Origin of the sequence: Marivita sp. (assembly GCF_048006345.1) — a bacterium.
In the GTDB taxonomy this organism is placed as follows: domain Bacteria; phylum Pseudomonadota; class Alphaproteobacteria; order Rhodobacterales; family Rhodobacteraceae; genus Marivita.
In genome coordinates, this window is sequence record NZ_CP180351.1 from 2,789,557 (window position 1) to 2,809,986 (window position 20,430).

Sequence of the window (20,430 nt, forward strand, 5' to 3'; positions counted from 1 at the left end):
CTCGTCATCGGGATTTGGAAGGGTCGGCCACCGGAGGTATCCCCGGTGGCCGATCGTCAAAGGGTCGGGATCAGAGGCCCAGCCACGCGTCAACGCGGTCGGAGTTTGCCTCAACCCATTCTGCCGCCACTTCTGCCGGATCGCGGCCATTGGCGCTGATCTCAAAGGCCAATGAGCTGACGTCCGATGCTTCAAGACCGAAGTTCTGGAAGAATTCGGCAATCGCCGGGGACCGATCAACCAGTGAATTGGACCATGCAATCTGCACATCCTTGAGCGCATCTTTCGAAGCGACCATGGATTTTGTGTACCAATCGGGGTCGTCCGACGGCTGTACCATGACGTACTTTTCGGGATCGTATGTCGGCTCGGTGAGCATCATCACGTCGAACATGAACCACACCGCGTGCGGCTCGTAGCAGTAAAAGGCGTAGCCCTCTCCTTTGGCGATGCTGTCCTTGATGCGCGCGGTCTTGACCGCTTCTTCAGCGCGGATCGGTTCGATGAAGTCGAGCAGGCCGTAGTCGCGGACCTTGACCTCGTTCACGTTGGCCGAAGCCCAGCCCGGTGCACCGATCCACAGTTCACCCTTGCCATTGCCATCGCTGTCCATCAGCGCGGCCACGTCGGGGCGACCCAGATCCGCGATGTCGGTGATGTTGTTGGCTTCGCCGAACTGCTTGGACACGCAGAAGCCCTGGTTGCCCTGATAGGGGTTGGAAGACAGCGTTACCGTGCCTGCATCATCGACATATTGCTTGGTAAAGGCTTCCTGGTTCGGCAACCAGACGTCCGGGTGTACGTCGATGTCACCCTTGCCCTGGTCCATTGCCTGGAAAATCGTGGCATTGTTGCCCGGCACATATTCCACGGTGCCGCCGATGCGTGTTTCCACGACATGGCCCAGCACATGCGCAATGGCCTGCGCCCCGGTCCAGGACGGCACGCCGATCTTGACCTCTTCCGACGCAAAGGCCGGAAGGGCCAGTGCGCTGACCACAGTGGCCAGGCCAAGGCTTTTGATATTCTTGATCATGGTCGTCTCCTCTGTTGATGGCTGGTCGTTTTTGCCCAGCTCGACATTTTCTTTCTCTTTACACGCAAACTTCCGCGTGTTGGCAGGACCCGCTTGGCCACCGCACCCGCCGATGTCGGGCAGACGGGGCCAAGAGCGACTCATGCCCATATCGAAGCGTAGGAACAGATTCTCAGAGCACTCCAATTCAAACATTTCATCAAACTATTCCGATCTTGCATAGAATTCTGTATGATCGTGGAAAATTCATTTTTTTCAGGGGCATGCATGGATCTCAATTGGCTGCGCGATTTCGAGTGCCTTGCACGCACACAAAACTTCACACGGGCTGCTGATGAAAGAAACATCACTCAGTCTGCGTTCAGCCGAAGAATTAAGGCTTTGGAAAGCTGGGTCGGCCTGCCCTTGGTGAATCGGGCAACCTATCCGGTGCAACTGACAGACGCCGGGCTTCAGTTCCTGCCCGTGGCCACCGCTGCCATGTCCCAGTTGTCCGAAAGTCGGCAAACCCTGCGGGACGCGGACCGCGGCGAACACCGGTTCATCCGCTTTTCAGTGCTTCACACGATCTCGGTCAACTTCCTTGCCAACCGGATCGAGACATTGCAGCAGAGCATGCCGGATATTCGTACACGGGTGATTTCAGACTCGCTCAGCACATGTTGCGAGTTGCTGGTCGAAGGCGCGGTCGACATCATGCTGTGCTACACGCACAACGCGGTGTCCCTGACCATCGACGAGACGGCGTTCGACCGTAAGGATCTGCTGACAGATCGCCTGATCCCAGTCGCCGCAGCAGAGCCCGCGCTTAAGAACGGATGGGATTTGGATGCGCCGAACGGCAAGGACATTCCCTACCTCGCGTATGAGCGCACAAGCTTTCTTGGCATCGTTGTCGAACAGACAATCGGGCGCAAACCGTTCCATGCCGAGACGATTTACGTCGACGGATTGGTCGAGGCGATCAAGCGCCGCCTGATGGCTGGAAGCGGGTTTGCCTGGATGCCTGAAACCGCTGTCCAGACCGAACTGGCGAACGGCGCACTTGTGCGTATTGGGGATGACAGTTGGGTCGCTCACCTGACCATCGCAGCCTATGCGGACCCTTCACAATTCGACACGACCACCCGCGATTTGTGGGAGGTGCTGTGACGCCGAACCCAAGGATCCACGTCAAAATGAGGTGTGAGAGGTGATGCTGGAAAAGACTGCGAAGGGGAAAGTGGCGGACCGAGGAGGATTCGAACCCCCGACCCCTTGATTCGTAGTCAAGTACTCTATCCAGCTGAGCTATCGGTCCGTGAGGGGTGGAAATAGACCCAGTGTCGGAGCGATGCAAGCGCAAATTCCAAGAAAATTTTGCACCTTTGCCAGAGCCGTCTAGGTCAGCCCGCCCATGGGCAGGCGGATGCGAAATGCCGTGCCGCTGGCGTCTGTGTTGACCAGCGTCAACGTCCCGCCATGGCCGCGCACCAGTTCTTCGGAGATGGCCAGACCAAGCCCCGATCCCCCTTTTCGGGCACCGCCCTGGAAGGGTTGGAACAGGTATTCGACCGCTTTGGGCGGCAGACCAGGCCCGGTGTCGGTGACGTCGATGCACCAGGCATCGTCACACACCTTGGCGGCGACATTGATCTCGCCGGGCGTCCCCGTGCCAATGATTGCCTGTCGCGCATTGCGAACAAGGTTGGACAGGATGCGGTACATCTGTTCCGGGTCAGCCCGCACCATCAAGTTGCCCGGCACGTCCTCGCTCAGGCTCAGGTCGAAGTCACCGATGGCAAGGCGTTCGCTGTCCAGAACATCGGACACCAGTTGAGCCAGGTTGATCAGCGTCAGTGTCGGTGCCGGCTCTTCCGCGCGCCCGAATGCAAGGGTGCTTTCGCAAAGCGACACAGCACGAGTGATCGAATTCACAAGCTTGGGTGCCATCCGCTTGACTGCGGGGTCTTCGCTCATCTCGATCCGGTCGGTGAAGAGCTGTGCCGACGTCAGGATGTTGCGCAGATCATGGCTGACGCGGGCCACCGCGCCACCCAATTGCGCGAGGCGTTCCTTTTGCTTGAGCGCCTGGGTCAGTTGCGTTTGCAGGGATTGCAACGCTTTTTCCGCGTCGCGGAGTTCGGTCACGCTGGCCGAGGGCTGAATGATCCGCCGCGCGTCTTCGGGAGCCTTGGCATAGCTTTGCATATGACCAACGACACCCTTGATCGGCTTCACGAGCAATATCCGAACTGCAAGGAACAAGAGGCCCGCAGTCACGATCGAGATCACCGCCGACAGCACCAGAATGCGCAGGCCATAATCGATCATCGCCATCCGCAGCTCGCTGGTGTCCAACGTGATCTCGATCAGCAGACCGCCATCCCGGAACGGGTTGCCGATCACCCGGATCGTTTCGTTCTCGGGGTCGATCAAGCGGGCCATCGCATCGCGGATCAGGGTGAGCGCGTTGGCATCGCGCAGATCGAATGTCTGCGACACCTCGCTAGGCATCGGAGAGGACAGCACCAGTTGCCGCAACTCGTCGCGCCGCAGCACCACGTTGAACACACCGGCATTGAGCAGCAGTTCTTCTTCCAGTTCGGTGTCGATCATGTCATCCGCCAGAAGCGCCAGCGAGGCGATCTGCGCCCGCTCGAGGCGGTTCAGCAGAAAATCCTCTCGATACCGCGCAATCGACGGCACGAAGATCAGCACCTCTGCCAGCATCACGAAGACGGTGGTCAGGATCAGGAAACGACCAGAGAGCGAATTCAACATGAGGGCATCCCCGGCCGGTTCACCTCAGGGCAGCCATTTCTGAACAAATCCGACAACTTTCTTCACGGTATCACTCTCGAACAGTCGCGGAGAGAAATAAGCCCCCGCTGCCCGTTTGTTAAGCTCTCCGATTGTTGGATAAGGCGCGACCATGTTGGCGATCTGGCCCATCTTCATCTTGTTGGCAATGACAAGGGCCCAAAGATTGATCAACTCGCCTGCCTGTTCTCCGGCAATCGACGCACCGACCGGGCGGCCCTTGACCACCATCACCTTGATCAGACCGCGCGTCTTGCGTTCGGCAATCGCCCGGTCGTTATGGCTGTAGTGAAAGCGCACGACCTCAAGCTTGGTCCCGTGCGCCTTGCGGGCCTGTTCCTCGGTCAGACCGACCTGTGCCAGCTCCGGCTGGGTGTAGGTGGCCCAGGGAATGTGCCGCGTCGACGCCTTGGCAGGCAGACCGAACAGCATGGAGCGGATGATCACCCCGGCATGGTAGCCCGCGACATGGGTGAATTGCAGACCGCCCGCCACATCGCCGATGGCGTAGACCTTCTTGTTCGAGGTCCGCATCGACGCATCCACTTCGATGCCGGTCCGCGTCGTCTTGATGCCTGCCTTTTCCAGATCAAGCCCTGCAGTGTTCGCCTTGCGACCAACGGCAACCAGAATATGCGTTCCCTTGAACACGCGGCCGTCTTCGGTTTCCACCTCGATTGCACCTGCTGTGCCGCGCACCTCTTTCGCGTTCGATCCTTCGGCGATCTCAAGCCCTTCTTCGCGCAGACTGTCCAGCACGATAGCCGCCATTTCCGGGTCGTCCTTGCCCAGCGCCTTCGCGCCTTCGATCACCGTCACTTTTGATCCAAGCCGCAGATGCGCCTGCGCCATTTCCATCCCGATGGGGCCACCACCGATGACCAGCAAATGCTCGGGCTGTTCGCGCAGCTCCCAGAGCGATTTATTGGTGATGTAGGGCACCTTGTCCAAACCGGGGATCGGCGGCACGAAGGGGGAAGAGCCCGTGGCGATGACCACACGGCGGGCTTTGATACGATACGGACCGGCCTCGACCTCGGTCGGAGAGACAAAGCGCCCGAATTCACGGATCACGCGGACCCCCAGCCCCTCGAACCGTTCCTGGCTGTCGACCGGTTCGATCTGGGCGATCACGTCGGCCACATGATCCTTGGCCGCAGCGTAGTCCACCTGAGGGGTGACATTCGCGATGCCGTAACGGTCTGCATGGGTCATGGCATAGGCCGTCTTGGCCGAAGCGATCAGCGCTTTTGAGGGAACGCAGCCATAGTTCAGGCAATCGCCGCCCATTTTGTGCGCCTCGAGAAGGACCACGCTGGCCCCCATCTGCACCGCCCCTGCTGCTACCGACAATCCGCCGGACCCCGCGCCGATGATCAGAACATCTGTCTTGATGGTTTCCATGATCACAGTCCTTTCTTGCCGCGCACGGCCTTCAGCACGATGGGAAGCGCCGCAAGGACACAGAGACCAAGGATCGGAAGCAGGATATGCGGCTCGAAGATGATGCCGAGGTTCGGTGTCTCGCCACGCGCGAACACTTCACCCAGACCGGCCCCGACCGAAGTATAGACCACACCGCCAGGAATGATGCCAAGGAAGGTGGAAACGAAGAAGCGATAGAGCGGGACGCCAACCAGTGCAGGCACTAGGTTTGCGACGAAGAACGGCACGGCGGGCACCAATCGGATCAGGAACAGCATCGACCATTGGTTCTCGTCGATCCCGTCCTTGATCTTGCGGACCGCGCCATCGCTGGCTTCCATCTTGGCCGCCAGCTTTTCACCCAGACCATAGCGCGCCGCCAGGAAGATCATCGTCGCGCCGACGGTGGCCGCGAGGACATTGAACAACGCACCCGGAAACACCCCGAACAGAAAGCCCCCCGTCAGCGTCGCAATCGTCGCTCCCGGCAGGGAAAACCCGACAATCGCGATATAGGCCAACATGAACACACCTGCCGTCAGGACATAATTGGCGTCGCGGAACGCCTCGAGCGCCTCACGATTGGCCGCCAGTGTCTCGAAACTCAGGTAATCGCGCAGGGTAAAGGCACCAATCAGCGCAACCGCGCCAATGGCAATCAGGGGCGCAAAGCGCTTCCATGCGGGGGTGTGTTGGGTGTTTGTCATATCTGTCATGTCATACAGGCCGGGGAGGGCCACCTCTTGAACTGATGTGTTTGCGTTGACTGATACATGCCCCTTGCAGCACTCCAGCAACACCCGGCTCACGTCCGGTTGATCGCTGGCTCCGATTTACGTGAGAATCCCCTGCTCAGCGGCCCTTATTGAAACATTAGACCCGCGCACCCCCGGCCAATATTGCAGACTGTGTCAAACCCACACGCCGCCGTGTGCCATTGTTTCAAAACGCCACGCTGAAAAGCGCTGCCCGATGATCTTCTCTGGTTCAAAAATATCCCGGGGGGCGCGCCCGATCTGGCAATGGGTGCAACACCCCCACCTCTTTCCGCCCGGATAGACCCATGTTACGCGTGGGATCCTGCGCAGGGACCAAGAAAACGCTGAAATTCCCTGACACAGCGTTTGACAACCCAAAAGCACCTGCCTATAGCACGGGCTTCGAACATGACCGGTCGCCGAATCCGCGCGGCCCGGCCCGATCAAACGGAGTTGGACGCGATGAAACGCACCTATCAGCCCTCGAACCTCGTTCGCAAGCGCCGCCACGGCTTCCGTGCGCGCATGGCCACCAAGGGCGGCCGCAAAATCCTGAACGCGCGCCGCGCCCGTGGCCGCAAGTCGCTGAGCGCGTAAGCGTCCGCGACAGCGCAGGCAATCTGACATGACACCGCCGGAGGCCTCCTTGGACACAAGGGGAAACACGCCTCCGGCGGTGTTGTCATGTTCGCCCGTCGCCGTCCTGCGCCATCGCGCCGATTTCCTGCGCGCCGCCCGTGCCCTTCGCCGGGGCACCGACGGGATGCTGGTGCAGGCACGGCATCGCGATGACGGCGATCCGACGATCCGCGTCGGCTATACCTGCTCCAAGAAGATCGGCAATGCCGTGGCCCGCAACCGCGCCAAGCGCCGCCTGCGGGCCGTTGTGGCCGAAGCCTTGTTGCCCGGTGCGCAACCCGGCTGGGATTATGTGCTGATCGGCCGCCCCGGCGTCACGATCGACCGCGATTTTCAGGCGCTCAAGAACGACTTGGCTTATGCCCTGCGCAAACTCCACACGCCGTCATGACCCCTCTGGCATGGACACTCGCCCTACCCGTCCGCGCCTATCGCCTGATCTTCAGTCCTTGGGTCGGGCACAACTGCCGCTATCACCCCACCTGTTCGGCCTATGCGCTCGAGGCGTTGCAGAAGCACGGTGGCATCAAAGGCGGCTGGCTGGCCGCAAAGCGCATCGCCCGCTGCCATCCATGGGGCAAAAGCGGCATAGATAATGTGCCCTGAGAGCGCTTCAGCCACTCGCTGCAGTTCCAACAAAAACCTTGCGCGTAGTCTCGTTTGGACGCACGGTGACGTTAAGTCACTTTATCATCCTGCACCGCCTGCCAAGGGCTTCTGTGCACTTGGTCGTTTTATCTGAATGACGAGTTTTGACCGGTATTCATAGGTCATGCCGCGGGTTGCGGCCGAATAGTGCATCACCAGAAAGACCACGGACCTGTTTTGAAGGAATCCAATTATGCCGTCGAAGTTCACCGATGAATATGATCGGGTCAAAGCCAACCTCGCGATCTCGAGCAATACGGACAAGCTGAGCGGAGAAGAGCAAAAACTGATCGACAATCTCATCCTTCTCATGGAAGCGTCGGGTCCCGCCCCCGGCCATGCCGCAGCTCTCGACACCCTACGTGAACAGTGCCAGCGCGGTCTGTTCAAACGGGTTTTCGGGATGGACAAGGACCGCGAAGCGAATGGCATCCTCGACCTTTCCGGAACGGGTGCCACCAAGAACAAGAAAGCCGCCGCTCTCAAGACACTCCGACATCTCTATCTGCTGTCCAAATTCGGCGGTCACGATGCTTGGGCGCTGTCTTTGCCCAAATCCTATCGTAACTGGGCGACGGGCGAACTTGAAAATGCCAATGCGGACAGCCTCAAGACCAAGCTCAAGGACATCAACGAATACCACACGAAACGCGATCTGAAGAATCTTCAACACGCCTCCCAAAAGGCGCTCGCCTGGTCTCAGAAAGCGAATGTGATCTGCGACTCGGTTGGTCCCAATACGATCGGACGCAAACTGATCCAGCGTTGGTTCGCGGACGAAGATCATCAATCTGATGCCAAGATTTCGGCCCTAGCCGCGCGCCTGTCTACAGGGTTCCAGAAGATCTCCCGCGCCAGCAACAGCGGGCGCATGATTCTTACGGACGACCCGACCGTCCGGGGGGACGGCAACTGGGAGAACAGCGAAGCCTTTGCCTACCGTCTGGGTGGCCAGCGCCTGAACGTGATCTACATCGAAAAAGCGTTTTTCGGCAAAGGCAACACTTTGGAAGGGTCCAAGAATTGGGCGCGCATACTGATCCACGAGTTGACGCATTCGCAGCTGAACACCGACGACGTGACCGTGCCCGGCGATGCACATCCGCGCTATTCGTGGCATCCACAGGGCATCAAGCCGCGTAAGGACAGCTTCCACACGGAATACGCTATGAACAATGCCGACAGTTGGGCCTTCTTCGCCGTCGATGCGGCTGGAATGCTCACCAACTCGGAACGCAATGTCGCGCTCAATCCAAAGCCATGATACCGCGGCGCGCCTCTCTCGGCACAGGCGCCGCGCTGATCATGGTCACGGTTTCGCTTGCCCTCTGGGCGGGCGGAGCACAAGACTCGCAGAATCCCTCGACTGACAAGGAAATCGACACCATGAGTTCAGATCTGCCCGGCTCCGGAGCGAGCCGAGTTCCTCCGCCCAAGGTCGATGCGCTCGAACGGAACGGCATCCGCTACGAACCGGCATTGTCCGGCCTGCCTCTGGACGCAACAGATGTCAGTGGATGGATGCGCGCCACGAACATTGCATCAGGCGAGGTTCTCTGGCTGGCCCAGGTCTACACCAATCCCGATCCGGTGGACCCGTTCCTTCCCGGTGGCGGACGCAACATGATCGCGATGAAACGCATCAGCATGTCCGGTAACATGATCGAAGTCGAAGACATACGCGGTCGGCGCTTTCTAGTGGACCCCGAGACTGGGACGTCAACGCCCTCCGGCGGGTAAGAGCGCTCGAGCGCGGGGACCCCGCTGGCACTTAAGCCAACGTCAATGATTTCGCCCGACACTGTGCTCTGCAAAGGAGCGGTGTCGTGGTTGTCTTCATCAATGCCATCAATAATGAATTCGCAGTCTCGTCCGGCAGCAATGTCAACGTGACGACGGCCTACAGTTATTTCGATTACCCGCCGAACTCGACCAAGGATCTTGTGATCACTTCGAACGGCGGGGATCCGTCCCCATACGAATTCGGCGTAGGTGACCGCTATGACCTGAGCTGGTCCGGCAATGGCGGGGCCAGCGCGCTGGAAGACGCAACCATCATTCGCAGCGATTACGTCGGCCCGGGTCAAGGCGCTGTTGTCTTCGAAGGCACGGATACAAGCTCAGGTGAACTGGTTCAGCTGGTCTGGTCGCCGGGATTCGACCTCGAAGGGTGGTATTGGTCGAATGGCGGCAGTCCCTCCACCCCAAACGCTTTCTGGACATCTGATCGGGACCCGTCCGCGACATACCAAACGATTTGCTTTGCCGAAGACACACGCATCGACACACCTTCGGGACCACGCCCGGTGCAGAGCCTGCGGGAAGGCGATCCTGTTCTGACTCTCGATAATGGCGTGCAACCGGTCATGTGGACCCGCCGACATGTCGAGGTGCTGGATCAGACATCGGAAAAATCTGCGCCAATCCTGATCCAAGCCTCGGCACTTGGTCCGAATCGTCCCTTCAGAGACCTGATCGTGTCACCCCAGCATCGGATGCTCGTTGGCGGCCAGATGCAGCTATCCAACAGTTTCGCAGGCGAAACGTTCGTGCCGGCCAAAGCCCTCACCATCCTGCCCGGTATTCGCCAGATGCATGGGAAACGTGCCGTGACGTGGGTTCATTTCGCGTGCGCGCGGCACGAAATTGTCTTCGCGCAAGGCTGCTTTTCGGAAACGCTGCTGCTGGGCGGAATGGCGATGTCCGGACTGACACCGCGCGAACGTCTTGGCATCTTTCGGGTGTTTCCCAAATCTCAGGACACCGACCAAGCGCTGAACGGCCCACCGGCCCGACCTTGCATGACGGTCCGACACTGCCGGGATCACCTTAATAAAAGAAAGACCCCGCGTCGTGCTTCGCACAAAACGCAGGGCCTCAGATCTGCTCGATCAGACACGCCTAGTGACGGGATCACACCCCTAGGCAATACCGCATGATCGCCTTCTGCGCATGCAGCCGGTTTTCCGCCTCGTCAAAGATCACCGATTGCGGGCCGTCCATTACCTCAGACGTCACCTCTTCGCCGCGATGCGCCGGCAGGCAGTGCATGAAAAGCGCATCGGGTTTCGCGTGGCGCATCAGGTCCACGTTCACCTGGTAGGGCCGCAGCATGTTGTGCCGCCGTTCCTTGGCCGACTGCGCATCGTGCATCGACACCCACGTGTCGGCAACCACCAAATCAGCCCCCTCGACGGCTTTGAACGGATCCCGTTCGATGGCAACTTGGACACCCGCGTTCCGGGCAAGGCCCACGAACTCCATTTCCGGGTCAAGCTGGACGGGCCCGGTAAAGGTGAAATCGAAGCCGAACTGCGCCGCCGCATGCAGGAAGGACGCGCACACGTTGTTGCCGTCACCGCACCACACCACCTTCTTGCCTTTGATCGGCCCGCGATGTTCCTCAAAGGTCATCACGTCCGCCATGATCTGGCAGGGATGGGTGCGGTCAGTCAGACCATTGATCACCGGAACACTGGCGTTTTCCGCCATCTCTTCCAGCACCGCCTCGTCAAAGGTGCGGATCATGATCAGGTCGACATAGCGACTCATCACACGCGCGGTATCGGCGATGGTTTCACCATGGCCCAACTGCATGTCCGACCCAGAGAGCACCATCGTCTGCCCGCCCATCTGGCGCACGCCGACATCGAAGGACACACGCGTCCGGGTCGAGGGCTTTTCAAAGATCAACGCAACCATGCGCCCAGCCAGCGGCTGCTCATCATCCGGCGCGCCTTTGGGGCGACCATTCCGGCTACCTTTCATGGCGATGGCCTGATCAATCACCGTCCGCAGATCACCCGCGTCGGTTTTGTGAATATCCAGAAAATGCTTCATATCTCAGCCCTGCGCCTCAAGAACCGCATCCGCGGCAAAGTCCAGCCGGTTCACCGCCTCGGATATCTCGTCCTCGCTGATGTTCAGCGGCGGCAGCAGACGTACCACATTGTCCGCAGCCGGGACCGTGATCACACCGCATTCATAGCCCGCCTTGACCACGTCGATCGGCGCCACCTTGCATTTCAGACCCAGCATCAGGCCCATACCGCGCACGCCCTCGAACACGTCAGGATGCGCTGCAACCAGACCTTCCAGCTTCTGTCGCAGGAACCCGGCCCGTGCGTTCACGGTCTCGAGGAAGTCCGGCGCGCTAACGATATCCATCACCGCGCAGCCCACCGCACAAGCGAGCGGATTGCCCCCATAGGTCGATCCATGTGTGCCCGCCGTCATACCCGACGCCGCCTCTTCGGTGGCCAGAACCGCGCCCAGAGGAAAGCCCCCGCCGATGCCCTTGGCGACCATCATGATGTCGGGCGTCACACCCGCCCACTCATGTGCAAACAGACGCCCCGTGCGCGATACACCGCACTGGACCTCGTCAAGGATCAAAATAATGCCCTTCTCATCGCAGAGTGCGCGCAACCCCTTGAGGCATTGATCGGGCAGTGGCCTGATCCCACCCTCGCCCTGCACCGGCTCGATCAGGATCGCACCAACGCTGTCGTCGATTGCGGCATGCAGCGCCTCATGATCAGCCCAAGGCACATGTTTGAACCCCGGCAGGAGCGGCGCAAACCCCTTGGTCATCTTTTCCGACCCCGCCGCCGCGATCCCCGCCGAGGACCGTCCATGGAAAGACCCTTCAAAGGTCACGATCGTGGTCTTCTCGGGCTGGCCTTTCTCGTACCAATACTTGCGCGCCATCTTGACGGCGAGCTCGCAGGACTCGGTCCCCGAATTGGTAAAGAACACCGTGTCGGCAAAGGTGCTGGCTACCAGCTTGTCGGCCAGCGCCTGCTGCTGCGGGATCTCGTAGAGGTTCGACACATGCCAGAGCTTCTGCGCCTGATCCGTCAGCGCCTGCACCAGCGCTGGATGCGCGTGGCCCAGCGCGTTTACCGCGATGCCCGCGCCCAGATCGAGAAAGCGTCGCCCGTCCGCCTCGATCAACCAGGTGCCTTCACCTTTCACAAAGTGAAGCGGAGCGCGGGAATACGTCGGCAGAACAGAGGGGATCATGGGAAACCTCATTTCAGGAAGCCCAAGCCGTGCCAAGCGGCGCGGGCCAAGTCAACGGAAAGGATGTGAATTCAGACAAAAGGTGACGGATCGCCCACAGTGCGGGGCGGCAAAACAAGATCAGATGTCTCGTCGGATATCGGTCACATGTGTCATGACCCGCGTCATCAGGCAAAACCGCCTTCAAAACAAGTCCCATTCTTCTCTGGTTCAAAAATACTTCGGGGTCTGGGGCAGCGCCCCAGGCAGATTTTTCAAAATCTGCATGCCCGGCGATGCGCCCCGCGCAGCGCAACCACGCTCAGTGCTGAAACGGATCGTCCGGATAGCCAACGCCCATCAGATACAAACCCTGCGGTGGAGATACAGGTCCACAGGCAGCACGATCCCGCGCGTCCAAGGCCTGCTTCACATCTTCTGGCCCCCACGCGCCCGCACCAACCCGTTCCAGCGTGCCGACGAAACTGCGTACCTGATTGTGCAGAAAGGACCGCGCGCGCAGGCGGAACTGGAATTCGGTGCCCCAGTCGGTCTCGACCGAACTTATATCCAACGCATCCAGCGTTTTGACCGGCGACGCCGCCTGACACATGGTGGACCGGAACGTGGTGAAGTCGTGCAATCCGATCAGATGCCGTGCCGCCGCCTGCATTGGCGCAAGCTCCAGATCGTGCTTCACCTGCCAGACCTGCCCGGCCTCCAGCGTCAACGGCGCACGCCGCGACACCAGTCGAAACAGATACCGCCGCTCTACCGCCGAGAAACGCGCGTGCCAATCGCCCTCGACCTCGGCCGCGTCGACAATCGCCACCGGCAAGGGTTTCAAATGATGGTTCAGCGCCTCGGACAACCGAAAGGGCAACCAGTCCTTTTCCAGATCGCAATGGCAGACTTGCCCGCGCGCATGAACTCCGGCATCGGTACGCCCCGCTGCGGCAATCGTGTGCTCGCCCGGCTCAAGTTTGGCCAAGGCCGCTTCTATGGCACCCTGCACCGATGGCTGGTCCGCCTGTCTTTGCCAACCGGCAAACGGCGCGCCATCATACTCGACTTTCAGGGCAAATCTGGGCATGCGCCCCGCTTATCCTGACGCTTTGCGCCGAACAATCCCCCTTGCGCAACACTGGTAACCGCGGGCCTGCGCCTTTATCTGTGGCACCAACACAATGAAAAGAGGCCCCCATTGGTCATTTCCGCCATCGCCGACACCCTCACACGTGGGATCGAAAACGTCGCTGACACCGTGTCGGGCGCGTTTTTCGAACCGGCGATCCGGCTTGGTGTGACCGGGCTCGCGCGGTCGGGCAAGACGGTGTTCATCACGTCACTCGTGGCGAACCTGATGGATCGCGGGCGGATGCCCGGCCTTCTGGCGGAAAGCGAAGGGCGTATCCTGTCGGCCTATCTTCAGCCGCAGCCCGACGACACGCTGCCGCGCTTCGACTATGAATCGCATCTGAGCGATCTGACGGCACTGGACCCGCGCTGGCCCAACAGCACGCGGACCATCAGCGAATTGCGCCTCTCGCTCAAGGTGCGTCCCTCGGGCCTGCTTTCGGGGCTTCAGGGCCCACGGACCATACATCTCGACATAGTGGATTATCCCGGTGAGTGGCTGCTTGATCTGGGGTTGCTCGACAAAACCTACGACCAATGGTCTGAAGAAACCCTTAAGCGGATCGAAAACCGTGACACGGCGCAGGATTATCTGGCACAGGCCCGCGCAGAAGACGCCAGCGCACCGCTGGAAGAACCGCGCGCGCAATCCCTTGCCGCCGGGTTCACCGCCTACCTGATCGCCGCGCGTCAGGCCGGCTTCTCTGACTGCACGCCGGGGCGTTTCCTGCTGCCGGGAGATTTGGCGGGCAGCCCCGTGCTGACCTTCGCGCCCTTGCCACCGACCCAAAACCCAACGCGCAAATCGCTGGCCCGCGAAATGGAACGGAGGTTCGAGGCCTATAAATCCCAAGTGGTCAAACCGTTCTTCCGGGATCATTTCGCCAAGATCGACCGTCAGATCGTGTTGGTCGATGCGCTTGGCGCGATCCATGCAGGCCCGCAAGCGGTCGAGGACATGCGACAGGCGATGTCCGACATCCTGAGCGCCTTTCGCCCCGGCCAAAACGCCTTTCTGAGCCAACTGTTCGTCGGCAAGCGTGTCGAGAAAATCCTTTTCGCCGCCACCAAGGCCGACCATCTGCACCACACCCAGCATGCCCGCCTGACCGCGATCATGGAGGCACTGACCCGCGAGGCCCGCGACCGTGCGCAGTACAGCGGTGCAAAGACAAGCGCCATGTCCATCGCCAGCCTGCGCGCAACGGTCGAGGAAATGCGCGCGCATCAGGGCAGCGAACTGGCCTGTGTGCGGGGCACGCTTCTCGACAGCGGCAAACAGGCCGCCTTCTACCCCGGTGAATTGCCGGTCGACCCCACGCATCTTCTCGGCCCGGCGCGCGACGGTGCCGAGAAATGGCTAGATCGGGACTACCAGATCATGCGTTTTGCGCCCGCGAAGCTCAGCCTGAAACCCGGCGAAGGTCCGCCCCATATCCGCCTCGACCGCGCGGCGCAGTTCCTGATCGGAGACCGCTTGTGACCCTGCTGCGCCCCGCCCAACCACTGGATGCAGGCCGCGTCGGTGCGATCCTGTCGGCCTGGATTGACGAAACCCCATGGATGCCGCGCATCCACACGCGGGCCGAGGATATCGGCTTTGCCAGCATGATGGTGGATCGCGGTTGGGTCACTGTTTCCGAAAGCGAAACAATCAACGGATTTCTTGCCCGCGACGGTGACGACATCCAGGCGCTCTATGTTGATGCCTCCGCACGCGGTCAGGGTGTGGGGTCTCGGCTGCTCAGCGATGCGATGCGCCGCGTCGATCAACTGACGCTTTGGACGTTTCAGGCCAACATCCGTGCGCAAGCCTTCTATGAACGCCACGGCTTTACCCCCGTCGAACGGACTGATGGCGCAGGGAATGACGAAGGCCTGCCCGACATCCGCTATCATTGGCAAAGGACGCCCTCATGACCAAAGCCAAAGGCCCGGTCCTTTTCGATCTTGATGACGAGGCCCCCGCGCCCACCCCGGCAGAGGCGCCACCGGTTCCCGACATACTGGACCACGCCCCGACGGGACAGGCGATGACCACGGTCGCCGCTTTGGCGTCGCGTCCCGTGTCGCGGCTGGCGCGCTGGTTCTGGTCGCTGCTGTTTGCGCTGATCACCACGGTGGCCTCGGTGGCGGCATGGAACTTTGTCACCAATCTGCTCAGCCAGAACCTGTACCTCGGCTATGCCGTCGCAGCCCTCTTTGCGCTGTTCATCGCCGTTGTTCTGCTGATCGTGATCAAGGAACTCTCGGCCTTCGCGCGCCTTGGCCGGATTGACCGCATTCAATTGGCTGCAGATGCGGCTCTCGCCAGCGAGGACCTGACCGCGGCGCGCCACGTGGTGAAGGATTTGACCAAACTCTACGCCTCCCGCGATGATACCAAATGGGGCCGCGACCGCCTGAAAGACCGAGAGGCGGACATGTTTGATGCCTCAGCCTTCATCGCGCTGGCGGATCACGAACTCCTCGGCCCGCTTGACGCTGCTGCCCGGCGCGAGGTCGAGGCAGCGGCGCGTCAGGTGGCCACTGTAACAGCGCTGGTTCCGCTGGCGCTGGCAGATGTGGTGGCAGCACTTGGCTCGAACATCAGGATGATCCGCCGGATCGCCGAAATCTACGGCGGCCGCTCCGGCACTCTGGGAAGCTGGCGTTTGACCCGTGCAGTTCTTTCCCATCTCGTGGCCACTGGTGCGGTTGCCGTGGGCGATGACATGCTGGAGCCGATCCTTGGAGGCTCCATTCTGGGCAAGCTTTCACGCCGGTTTGGCGAAGGTCTGGTCAATGGCGCGCTCACCGCCCGTGTTGGTGTGGCTGCCATCGAGGTGTGCCGCCCCCTGCCCTTTGCGCCCGGGAAACGCCCTTCGGTCAGATCCATCGTCAAAACCGCGCTTTCCGGCCTTGTGACAAGCAAGACGCGCTGATCCTCCTGTCTTCTTCTTTTTTCAAATATGCCGGGGGGTTTGGGGGGCTGGCCCCCCAACCGGTCCCGGTCGGAAGGACCGGGAAACACTGTCTGGACGTTGGCCCAACTCGCTCCTATAACGCGCCGCATGACGCATCTGATCGCGATCATCATTCGAATTACATGCCCGGCGCTCTGAGCAATCGAGCCGCCGGGACAAGGCGTATGGACCACCGCGCCGATCCTCTCACATATTCCTGATCCGAACACCCGAGGACGCTCCACATGTGCGCCGATACACCTGATTACAAAGACACGCTGAACCTGCCCGAGACTGAATTCCCGATGCGCGCGGGCCTGCCGAACCGCGAACCCGCATGGCTGGAAAAATGGGCCAAGATGGGCATCTATGACCGCCTGCGCGAAAAGGCTGCCCTCGCCCGGGAGGGCGAAAATGGAAAGGCTCGGACGCCCTTTACACTTCACGATGGCCCCCCCTATGCCAACGGCCACCTGCATATCGGCCACGCGCTGAACAAGATCCTCAAGGACATGGTCGTGCGCTCCCAGCAGATGATGGGCCGCGATGCGCGCTACATCCCCGGTTGGGATTGCCACGGCCTGCCGATCGAATGGAAGATCGAGGAACAGTACCGCGCCAAGGGCCTAGACAAGGACGAGGTTGATGTCGTGGCCTTCCGTCAGGAGTGCCGCAAGTTCGCCGAAGGCTGGATCGACATCCAGCGCGAGGAGTTCAAACGCCTTGGCGTGACCGGCACATGGGACAAGCCCTATCTCACGATGGACTACCGCGCCGAGCGGATTATCGCTGAGGAATTCCAGAAATTCCTGATGACCGGGACTTTGTATCAGGGGTCCAAGCCCGTGATGTGGTCGCCGGTCGAAAAGACAGCACTGGCCGAGGCCGAGATCGAATATCACGACCACAAGTCGCACACGATCTGGGTGCCATTCAAAGCCACCAATGGTGCGGGTGATCTGCAAGGCGTTAAGGTCGTCATCTGGACCACCACCCCGTGGACGATCCCGTCGAACAAGGCCGTCGCCTACAACAACACCATCGCCTACGGTCTCTACGAAGTCACCGGCCGCCCCGAGGAATGCTGGGCGCGGATCGGCGACCGCTATCTCTTGGCCGATGCGCTGGCCGAAGACGTGCTGGCCAAGGCGCGGCTGGAGACGTCGATGTACCGCCGCCTGCGTGATGTGACGGCGGACGAACTTGGTGCATTGACCCTCGCGCACCCGTTCCGGGGTCTCGACGGTGCGGAAGGCTTCTGGGATTACGACGTGCCGATGATCGACGGCGATCATGTGACCGACGACGCGGGCACGGGCTTTGTCCATACTGCGCCCTCCCACGGTCAGGAAGACTACGACGCCTTCGTCGCGCGTGGCTGGATGGACCGGATGACGCACAATGTGGGCGAGGAATCCGAGTTCCTGCCGCATGTGCCGTTCTTCGCGGGCCTCAAGGTGCTCGATCACAAGGGCAAGGAAGGCAAGGCCAACACTGCCGTGATCGACAAGCTGGTCGAGGCAGGCGTCCTGCTGGCGCGTGGGCGGATGACGCACAGCTATCCGCATTCTTGGCGCTCCAAGGCTCCGGTGATCTACCGCAACACGCCGCAATGGTTCGCCGCCATCGACCGAGAGGTTGGCGACGGGCAGGACGAGTACGGCAAGACGATCCGCGAACGGGCGCTCACAAGTATTGACCAATTGGTAAAATGGACCCCGCAGACCGGGCGCAACCGACTGTATTCGATGATCGAAGCCCGCCCCGACTGGGTGCTCTCGCGCCAGCGCGCTTGGGGTGTGCCGCTCACCTGTTTCGTCAAGAAAGGCGCGTTGCCGACAGACGCCGATTTCCTGCTGAAGGACGACACCGTCAACGCCCGCATCCTCGAGGCGTTCGAGGCAGAAGGCGCGGATGCGTGGTACAAGCCCGGCGCGAAAGAGCGGTTCCTGGGCAATGACTATGATCCCAGCGAATGGGAACAGGTGTTCGACATTCTGGATGTGTGGTTTGACTCAGGTTCTACCCACGCGTTCGTTCTGCGCGACCGCGAGGACGGGTCCGAGGATGGCCTCGCCGATCTCTACCTCGAAGGCACCGACCAGCATCGCGGGTGGTTCCATTCGTCAATGCTGCAATCCTGCGGCACACGGGGTCGTGCGCCCTATCGCGGCGTGCTGACCCACGGGTTCACGCTCGACGAGAAGGGCAACAAGATGTCCAAGTCGCTGGGCAATACCGTGGCCCCCGAGGACGTGACCAAGCAGTATGGTGCGGACATCCTGCGCCTCTGGGTGGCGCAGGCCGACTACACCGCCGACCTGCGCATCGGGCCGGAGATCCTCAAAGGCGTGGCCGACAGCTACCGCCGCCTGCGCAACACCATGCGCTACATGCTCGGCGCGCTGTCGCATTTCAGCGAGGCGGACCGCGTAGACCCTGCCGATATGCCAGAGCTTGAACGCTATGTGCTGCACCGTCTGGCGGAACTGGATGAGGTCGTTCGGAACGGGTACGATTCCTATGACTTTCAGGGCGTGTTCCAGCAGTTGTTCAACTTCTGCACCGTGGAACTGTCGGCCTTCTACTTCGACATCCGCAAGGACGCGTTGTACTGCGACGGCGACACCCAACGCCGCCGGGCCGCGCGGACGGTGATGGACATCCTGTTCCACCGCCTGACCACGTGGTTGGCACCCGTGCTGGTGTTCACGATGGAGGATGTCTGGCTTGACCGCTTCCCCGGCGACGAGTCCTCGGTGCATTTGCAGGACATCCCGGAAACGCCCGCATCGTGGAAAGACGACGCGCTTGCGGCGAAATGGGCCAAGGTACGTCGTGCGCGGCGTGCGGTGACTGCCGCACTCGAAGTGCAGCGGACGGACAAGGTGATCGGCGCGTCGCTTGAAGCGGCCCCTGTGGTGCATATCGACGACGCGGAGATGCTCGAGGCGTTGAAGTCGGTGAATTTCGACGATCTTTGCATCACCTCGGCAATCACCCTGACGGGCGACCCGGCCCCGGCTGAGGCGTTCCGCCTGCCCGAAGTGGCGGGGGTTGGCGTGGTCTTCGAAAAAGCCGAGGGCGACAAGTGCCAGCGCTGCTGGAAGATTTTGCCGGACGTCGGCACGCACCAGCACCCGGGCACCTGCCAGCGGTGCAATGACGCCCTCGGATAACGCCATCGCGGACGTCCTGCTCGACCTCGCGCACCAGCGTGGGGTCGGGAAAACCTTTTGCCCCTCCGAAGCCGCGCGGCGGCTGTCAGACGACTGGCGTTCCTTGATGCCAGAAGTGCGGCGCGTGGCGGCTCAGCTTGATTTGCTAGCGACCCAGAAGGGCTTACCGGTCGATCCCTTGACGGCAAAGGGGCCGATCCGGTTGGGGTTGCCGGGATGAGCCGGTTTGAGCAGGCCTTGGAGTCGCCACTTGGCCCACTGACGCTGATCGCAGATGCGGTTGGGATCACCGCGCTGGAGTGGCGCGAGGGGCGGCGGGACGGGACGCCTGTTTTGGTGCAGGCTGCAAACCAACTCTCAGAGTATTTCGCAGGGAAACGGCAGGACTTCACCGTGCCGATCCGTCTGACCTGCTCCGACTTCCAACGCAGTGTATGTGCGGCCATGTCCGCGATTCCGTTTGGCGAGACCCGGACCTATGGCGATCTGGCGGCGCAGCTGGGTGTACCCGCACAGGCGATTGGGCAGGCCTGTGGGGGCAATCCGATCCCCATCCTAATTCCCTGTCATCGGGTGCTGGGGGCCAATGGCCTTGGGGGCTACTCAGGCGATGGTGGGGTAGAGACCAAGGTTTGGCTGCTCAAACATGAGGGCGCGGCGGGGTTGCTGATTTGAGTTTGGTGCGTGCGAGCACGCATCCTACGCTTTGGGTTCCGCCCGTTTTCAGGCCAAAACGTTTCGCGCGCGAAACAATGGGTCCGAAGCGGACCTAACTATGTAAACCCTTAAGGAGTGGTAAACGCCAGACCTGCACAGCCTCTGTTCGCGTACCGTGCTTGTGTGTCCCCCTGAGTGTG

General features: G+C 60.9%; 20 protein-coding genes and 1 tRNA gene. 13 read left to right on the forward strand and 8 right to left on the reverse strand.

The annotated features are described in order from the left end of the window. Window positions 1–70: 70 nt before the first annotated feature. A complete protein-coding gene (locus ACMVPR_RS13660; RefSeq protein WP_416883332.1) occupies window positions 71–1,036 on the reverse strand; it encodes a glycine betaine ABC transporter substrate-binding protein in 966 nt (321 codons plus the stop codon). A 267-nt stretch (window positions 1,037–1,303) separates the two neighbouring features. Here ACMVPR_RS13660 and ACMVPR_RS13665 point away from each other — a divergent pair, with 267 nt between their 5' ends. Further along, window positions 1,304–2,188: a LysR family transcriptional regulator gene (locus ACMVPR_RS13665; protein WP_416883333.1), complete on the forward strand. Its 885-nt coding sequence runs from the start codon at window positions 1,304–1,306 to the stop codon at window positions 2,186–2,188. 71 nt (window positions 2,189–2,259) lie between these two features. Here ACMVPR_RS13665 and ACMVPR_RS13670 read toward each other — a convergent pair. The 4 genes from ACMVPR_RS13670 to ACMVPR_RS13685 all read right to left on the reverse strand — a co-directional run bounded on the left by ACMVPR_RS13670 (window position 2,260) and on the right by ACMVPR_RS13685 (window position 5,979). Then, a tRNA-Arg gene (locus ACMVPR_RS13670) sits at window positions 2,260–2,336 on the reverse strand. A gap of 80 nt (window positions 2,337–2,416) precedes the next feature. After that, a complete protein-coding gene (locus ACMVPR_RS13675; RefSeq protein WP_416883334.1) occupies window positions 2,417–3,799 on the reverse strand; it encodes a sensor histidine kinase in 1,383 nt (460 codons plus the stop codon). A 24-nt stretch (window positions 3,800–3,823) separates the two neighbouring features. Continuing rightward, window positions 3,824–5,242: a dihydrolipoyl dehydrogenase family protein gene (locus ACMVPR_RS13680; protein WP_416883335.1), complete on the reverse strand. Its 1,419-nt coding sequence runs from the start codon at window positions 5,240–5,242 to the stop codon at window positions 3,824–3,826. A gap of 2 nt (window positions 5,243–5,244) precedes the next feature. Further along, window positions 5,245–5,979, reverse strand: coding sequence for a TVP38/TMEM64 family protein (locus ACMVPR_RS13685; RefSeq protein ID WP_292264279.1), 735 nt, complete (start codon window positions 5,977–5,979; stop codon window positions 5,245–5,247). 504 nt (window positions 5,980–6,483) lie between these two features. Between ACMVPR_RS13685 and rpmH the strand changes: the two genes are divergently transcribed. From rpmH to ACMVPR_RS13715, 6 genes are all read left to right on the forward strand, one after another. Beyond that, window positions 6,484–6,618, forward strand: coding sequence for a 50S ribosomal protein L34 (gene rpmH, locus ACMVPR_RS13690; RefSeq protein WP_089233247.1), 135 nt, complete (start codon window positions 6,484–6,486; stop codon window positions 6,616–6,618). 28 nt (window positions 6,619–6,646) lie between these two features. After that, on the forward strand, window positions 6,647–7,051 hold the full coding sequence (rnpA, locus tag ACMVPR_RS13695; protein WP_416883336.1) for a ribonuclease P protein component: 405 nt from the start codon (window positions 6,647–6,649) through the stop codon (window positions 7,049–7,051). Continuing rightward, on the forward strand, window positions 7,048–7,266 hold the full coding sequence (gene yidD, locus ACMVPR_RS13700; protein ID WP_416883337.1) for a membrane protein insertion efficiency factor YidD: 219 nt from the start codon (window positions 7,048–7,050) through the stop codon (window positions 7,264–7,266). Before rnpA ends, yidD begins: the two co-directional genes overlap by 4 nt. Window positions 7,267–7,501: 235 nt before the next feature. Continuing rightward, entirely contained in the window at window positions 7,502–8,572 is a 1,071-nt protein-coding gene (locus tag ACMVPR_RS13705) for a M35 family metallo-endopeptidase (RefSeq protein ID WP_416883338.1), read from the forward strand. Between the two features lie 122 nt (window positions 8,573–8,694). After that, window positions 8,695–9,048 carry a hypothetical protein gene (locus ACMVPR_RS13710; protein ID WP_416883339.1) on the forward strand — a complete coding sequence of 118 codons (354 nt, stop codon included), beginning with the start codon at window positions 8,695–8,697 and terminating at the stop codon, window positions 9,046–9,048. An 86-nt stretch (window positions 9,049–9,134) separates the two neighbouring features. Further along, a complete protein-coding gene (locus ACMVPR_RS13715) occupies window positions 9,135–10,247 on the forward strand; it encodes a Hint domain-containing protein (RefSeq protein WP_416883340.1) in 1,113 nt (370 codons plus the stop codon). Here ACMVPR_RS13715 and argF read toward each other — a convergent pair. From argF to truA, 3 genes are all read right to left on the reverse strand, one after another. Beyond that, window positions 10,222–11,148, reverse strand: a complete 927-nt coding sequence (gene argF / locus ACMVPR_RS13720; protein ID WP_300588583.1) for an ornithine carbamoyltransferase — start codon at window positions 11,146–11,148, stop codon at window positions 10,222–10,224. The two genes, ACMVPR_RS13715 and argF, sit on opposite strands and share 26 nt — an antisense overlap. A 3-nt stretch (window positions 11,149–11,151) precedes the next feature. Continuing rightward, complete coding sequence (locus ACMVPR_RS13725; protein ID WP_416883341.1) at window positions 11,152–12,333, reverse strand: aspartate aminotransferase family protein; 1,182 nt, start codon at window positions 12,331–12,333, stop codon at window positions 11,152–11,154. A gap of 301 nt (window positions 12,334–12,634) precedes the next feature. Further along, on the reverse strand, window positions 12,635–13,405 hold the full coding sequence (gene truA, locus ACMVPR_RS13730) for a tRNA pseudouridine(38-40) synthase TruA (RefSeq protein WP_416883342.1): 771 nt from the start codon (window positions 13,403–13,405) through the stop codon (window positions 12,635–12,637). A gap of 111 nt (window positions 13,406–13,516) precedes the next feature. On the opposite strand from truA, the gene ACMVPR_RS13735 reads away from it, so the two are divergent. The 6 genes from ACMVPR_RS13735 to ACMVPR_RS13760 all read left to right on the forward strand — a co-directional run bounded on the left by ACMVPR_RS13735 (window position 13,517) and on the right by ACMVPR_RS13760 (window position 20,248). Next, complete coding sequence (locus ACMVPR_RS13735; RefSeq protein ID WP_416883343.1) at window positions 13,517–14,932, forward strand: YcjX family protein; 1,416 nt, start codon at window positions 13,517–13,519, stop codon at window positions 14,930–14,932. After that, window positions 14,929–15,369: a GNAT family N-acetyltransferase gene (locus ACMVPR_RS13740; protein ID WP_416883344.1), complete on the forward strand. Its 441-nt coding sequence runs from the start codon at window positions 14,929–14,931 to the stop codon at window positions 15,367–15,369. Before ACMVPR_RS13735 ends, ACMVPR_RS13740 begins: the two co-directional genes overlap by 4 nt. Next, on the forward strand, window positions 15,366–16,373 hold the full coding sequence (locus ACMVPR_RS13745; protein ID WP_416883345.1) for a YcjF family protein: 1,008 nt from the start codon (window positions 15,366–15,368) through the stop codon (window positions 16,371–16,373). The genes ACMVPR_RS13740 and ACMVPR_RS13745 overlap by 4 nt, the downstream gene beginning before the upstream one ends. Window positions 16,374–16,639: 266 nt before the next feature. Further along, on the forward strand, window positions 16,640–19,573 hold the full coding sequence (gene ileS / locus ACMVPR_RS13750) for an isoleucine--tRNA ligase (RefSeq protein WP_416883346.1): 2,934 nt from the start codon (window positions 16,640–16,642) through the stop codon (window positions 19,571–19,573). Beyond that, window positions 19,557–19,793, forward strand: coding sequence for a DUF3253 domain-containing protein (locus ACMVPR_RS13755; RefSeq protein ID WP_300588597.1), 237 nt, complete (start codon window positions 19,557–19,559; stop codon window positions 19,791–19,793). The genes ileS and ACMVPR_RS13755 overlap by 17 nt, the downstream gene beginning before the upstream one ends. Beyond that, on the forward strand, window positions 19,790–20,248 hold the full coding sequence (locus ACMVPR_RS13760) for a methylated-DNA--[protein]-cysteine S-methyltransferase (protein ID WP_300588599.1): 459 nt from the start codon (window positions 19,790–19,792) through the stop codon (window positions 20,246–20,248). The genes ACMVPR_RS13755 and ACMVPR_RS13760 overlap by 4 nt, the downstream gene beginning before the upstream one ends. Window positions 20,249–20,430: the final 182 nt, after the last annotated feature.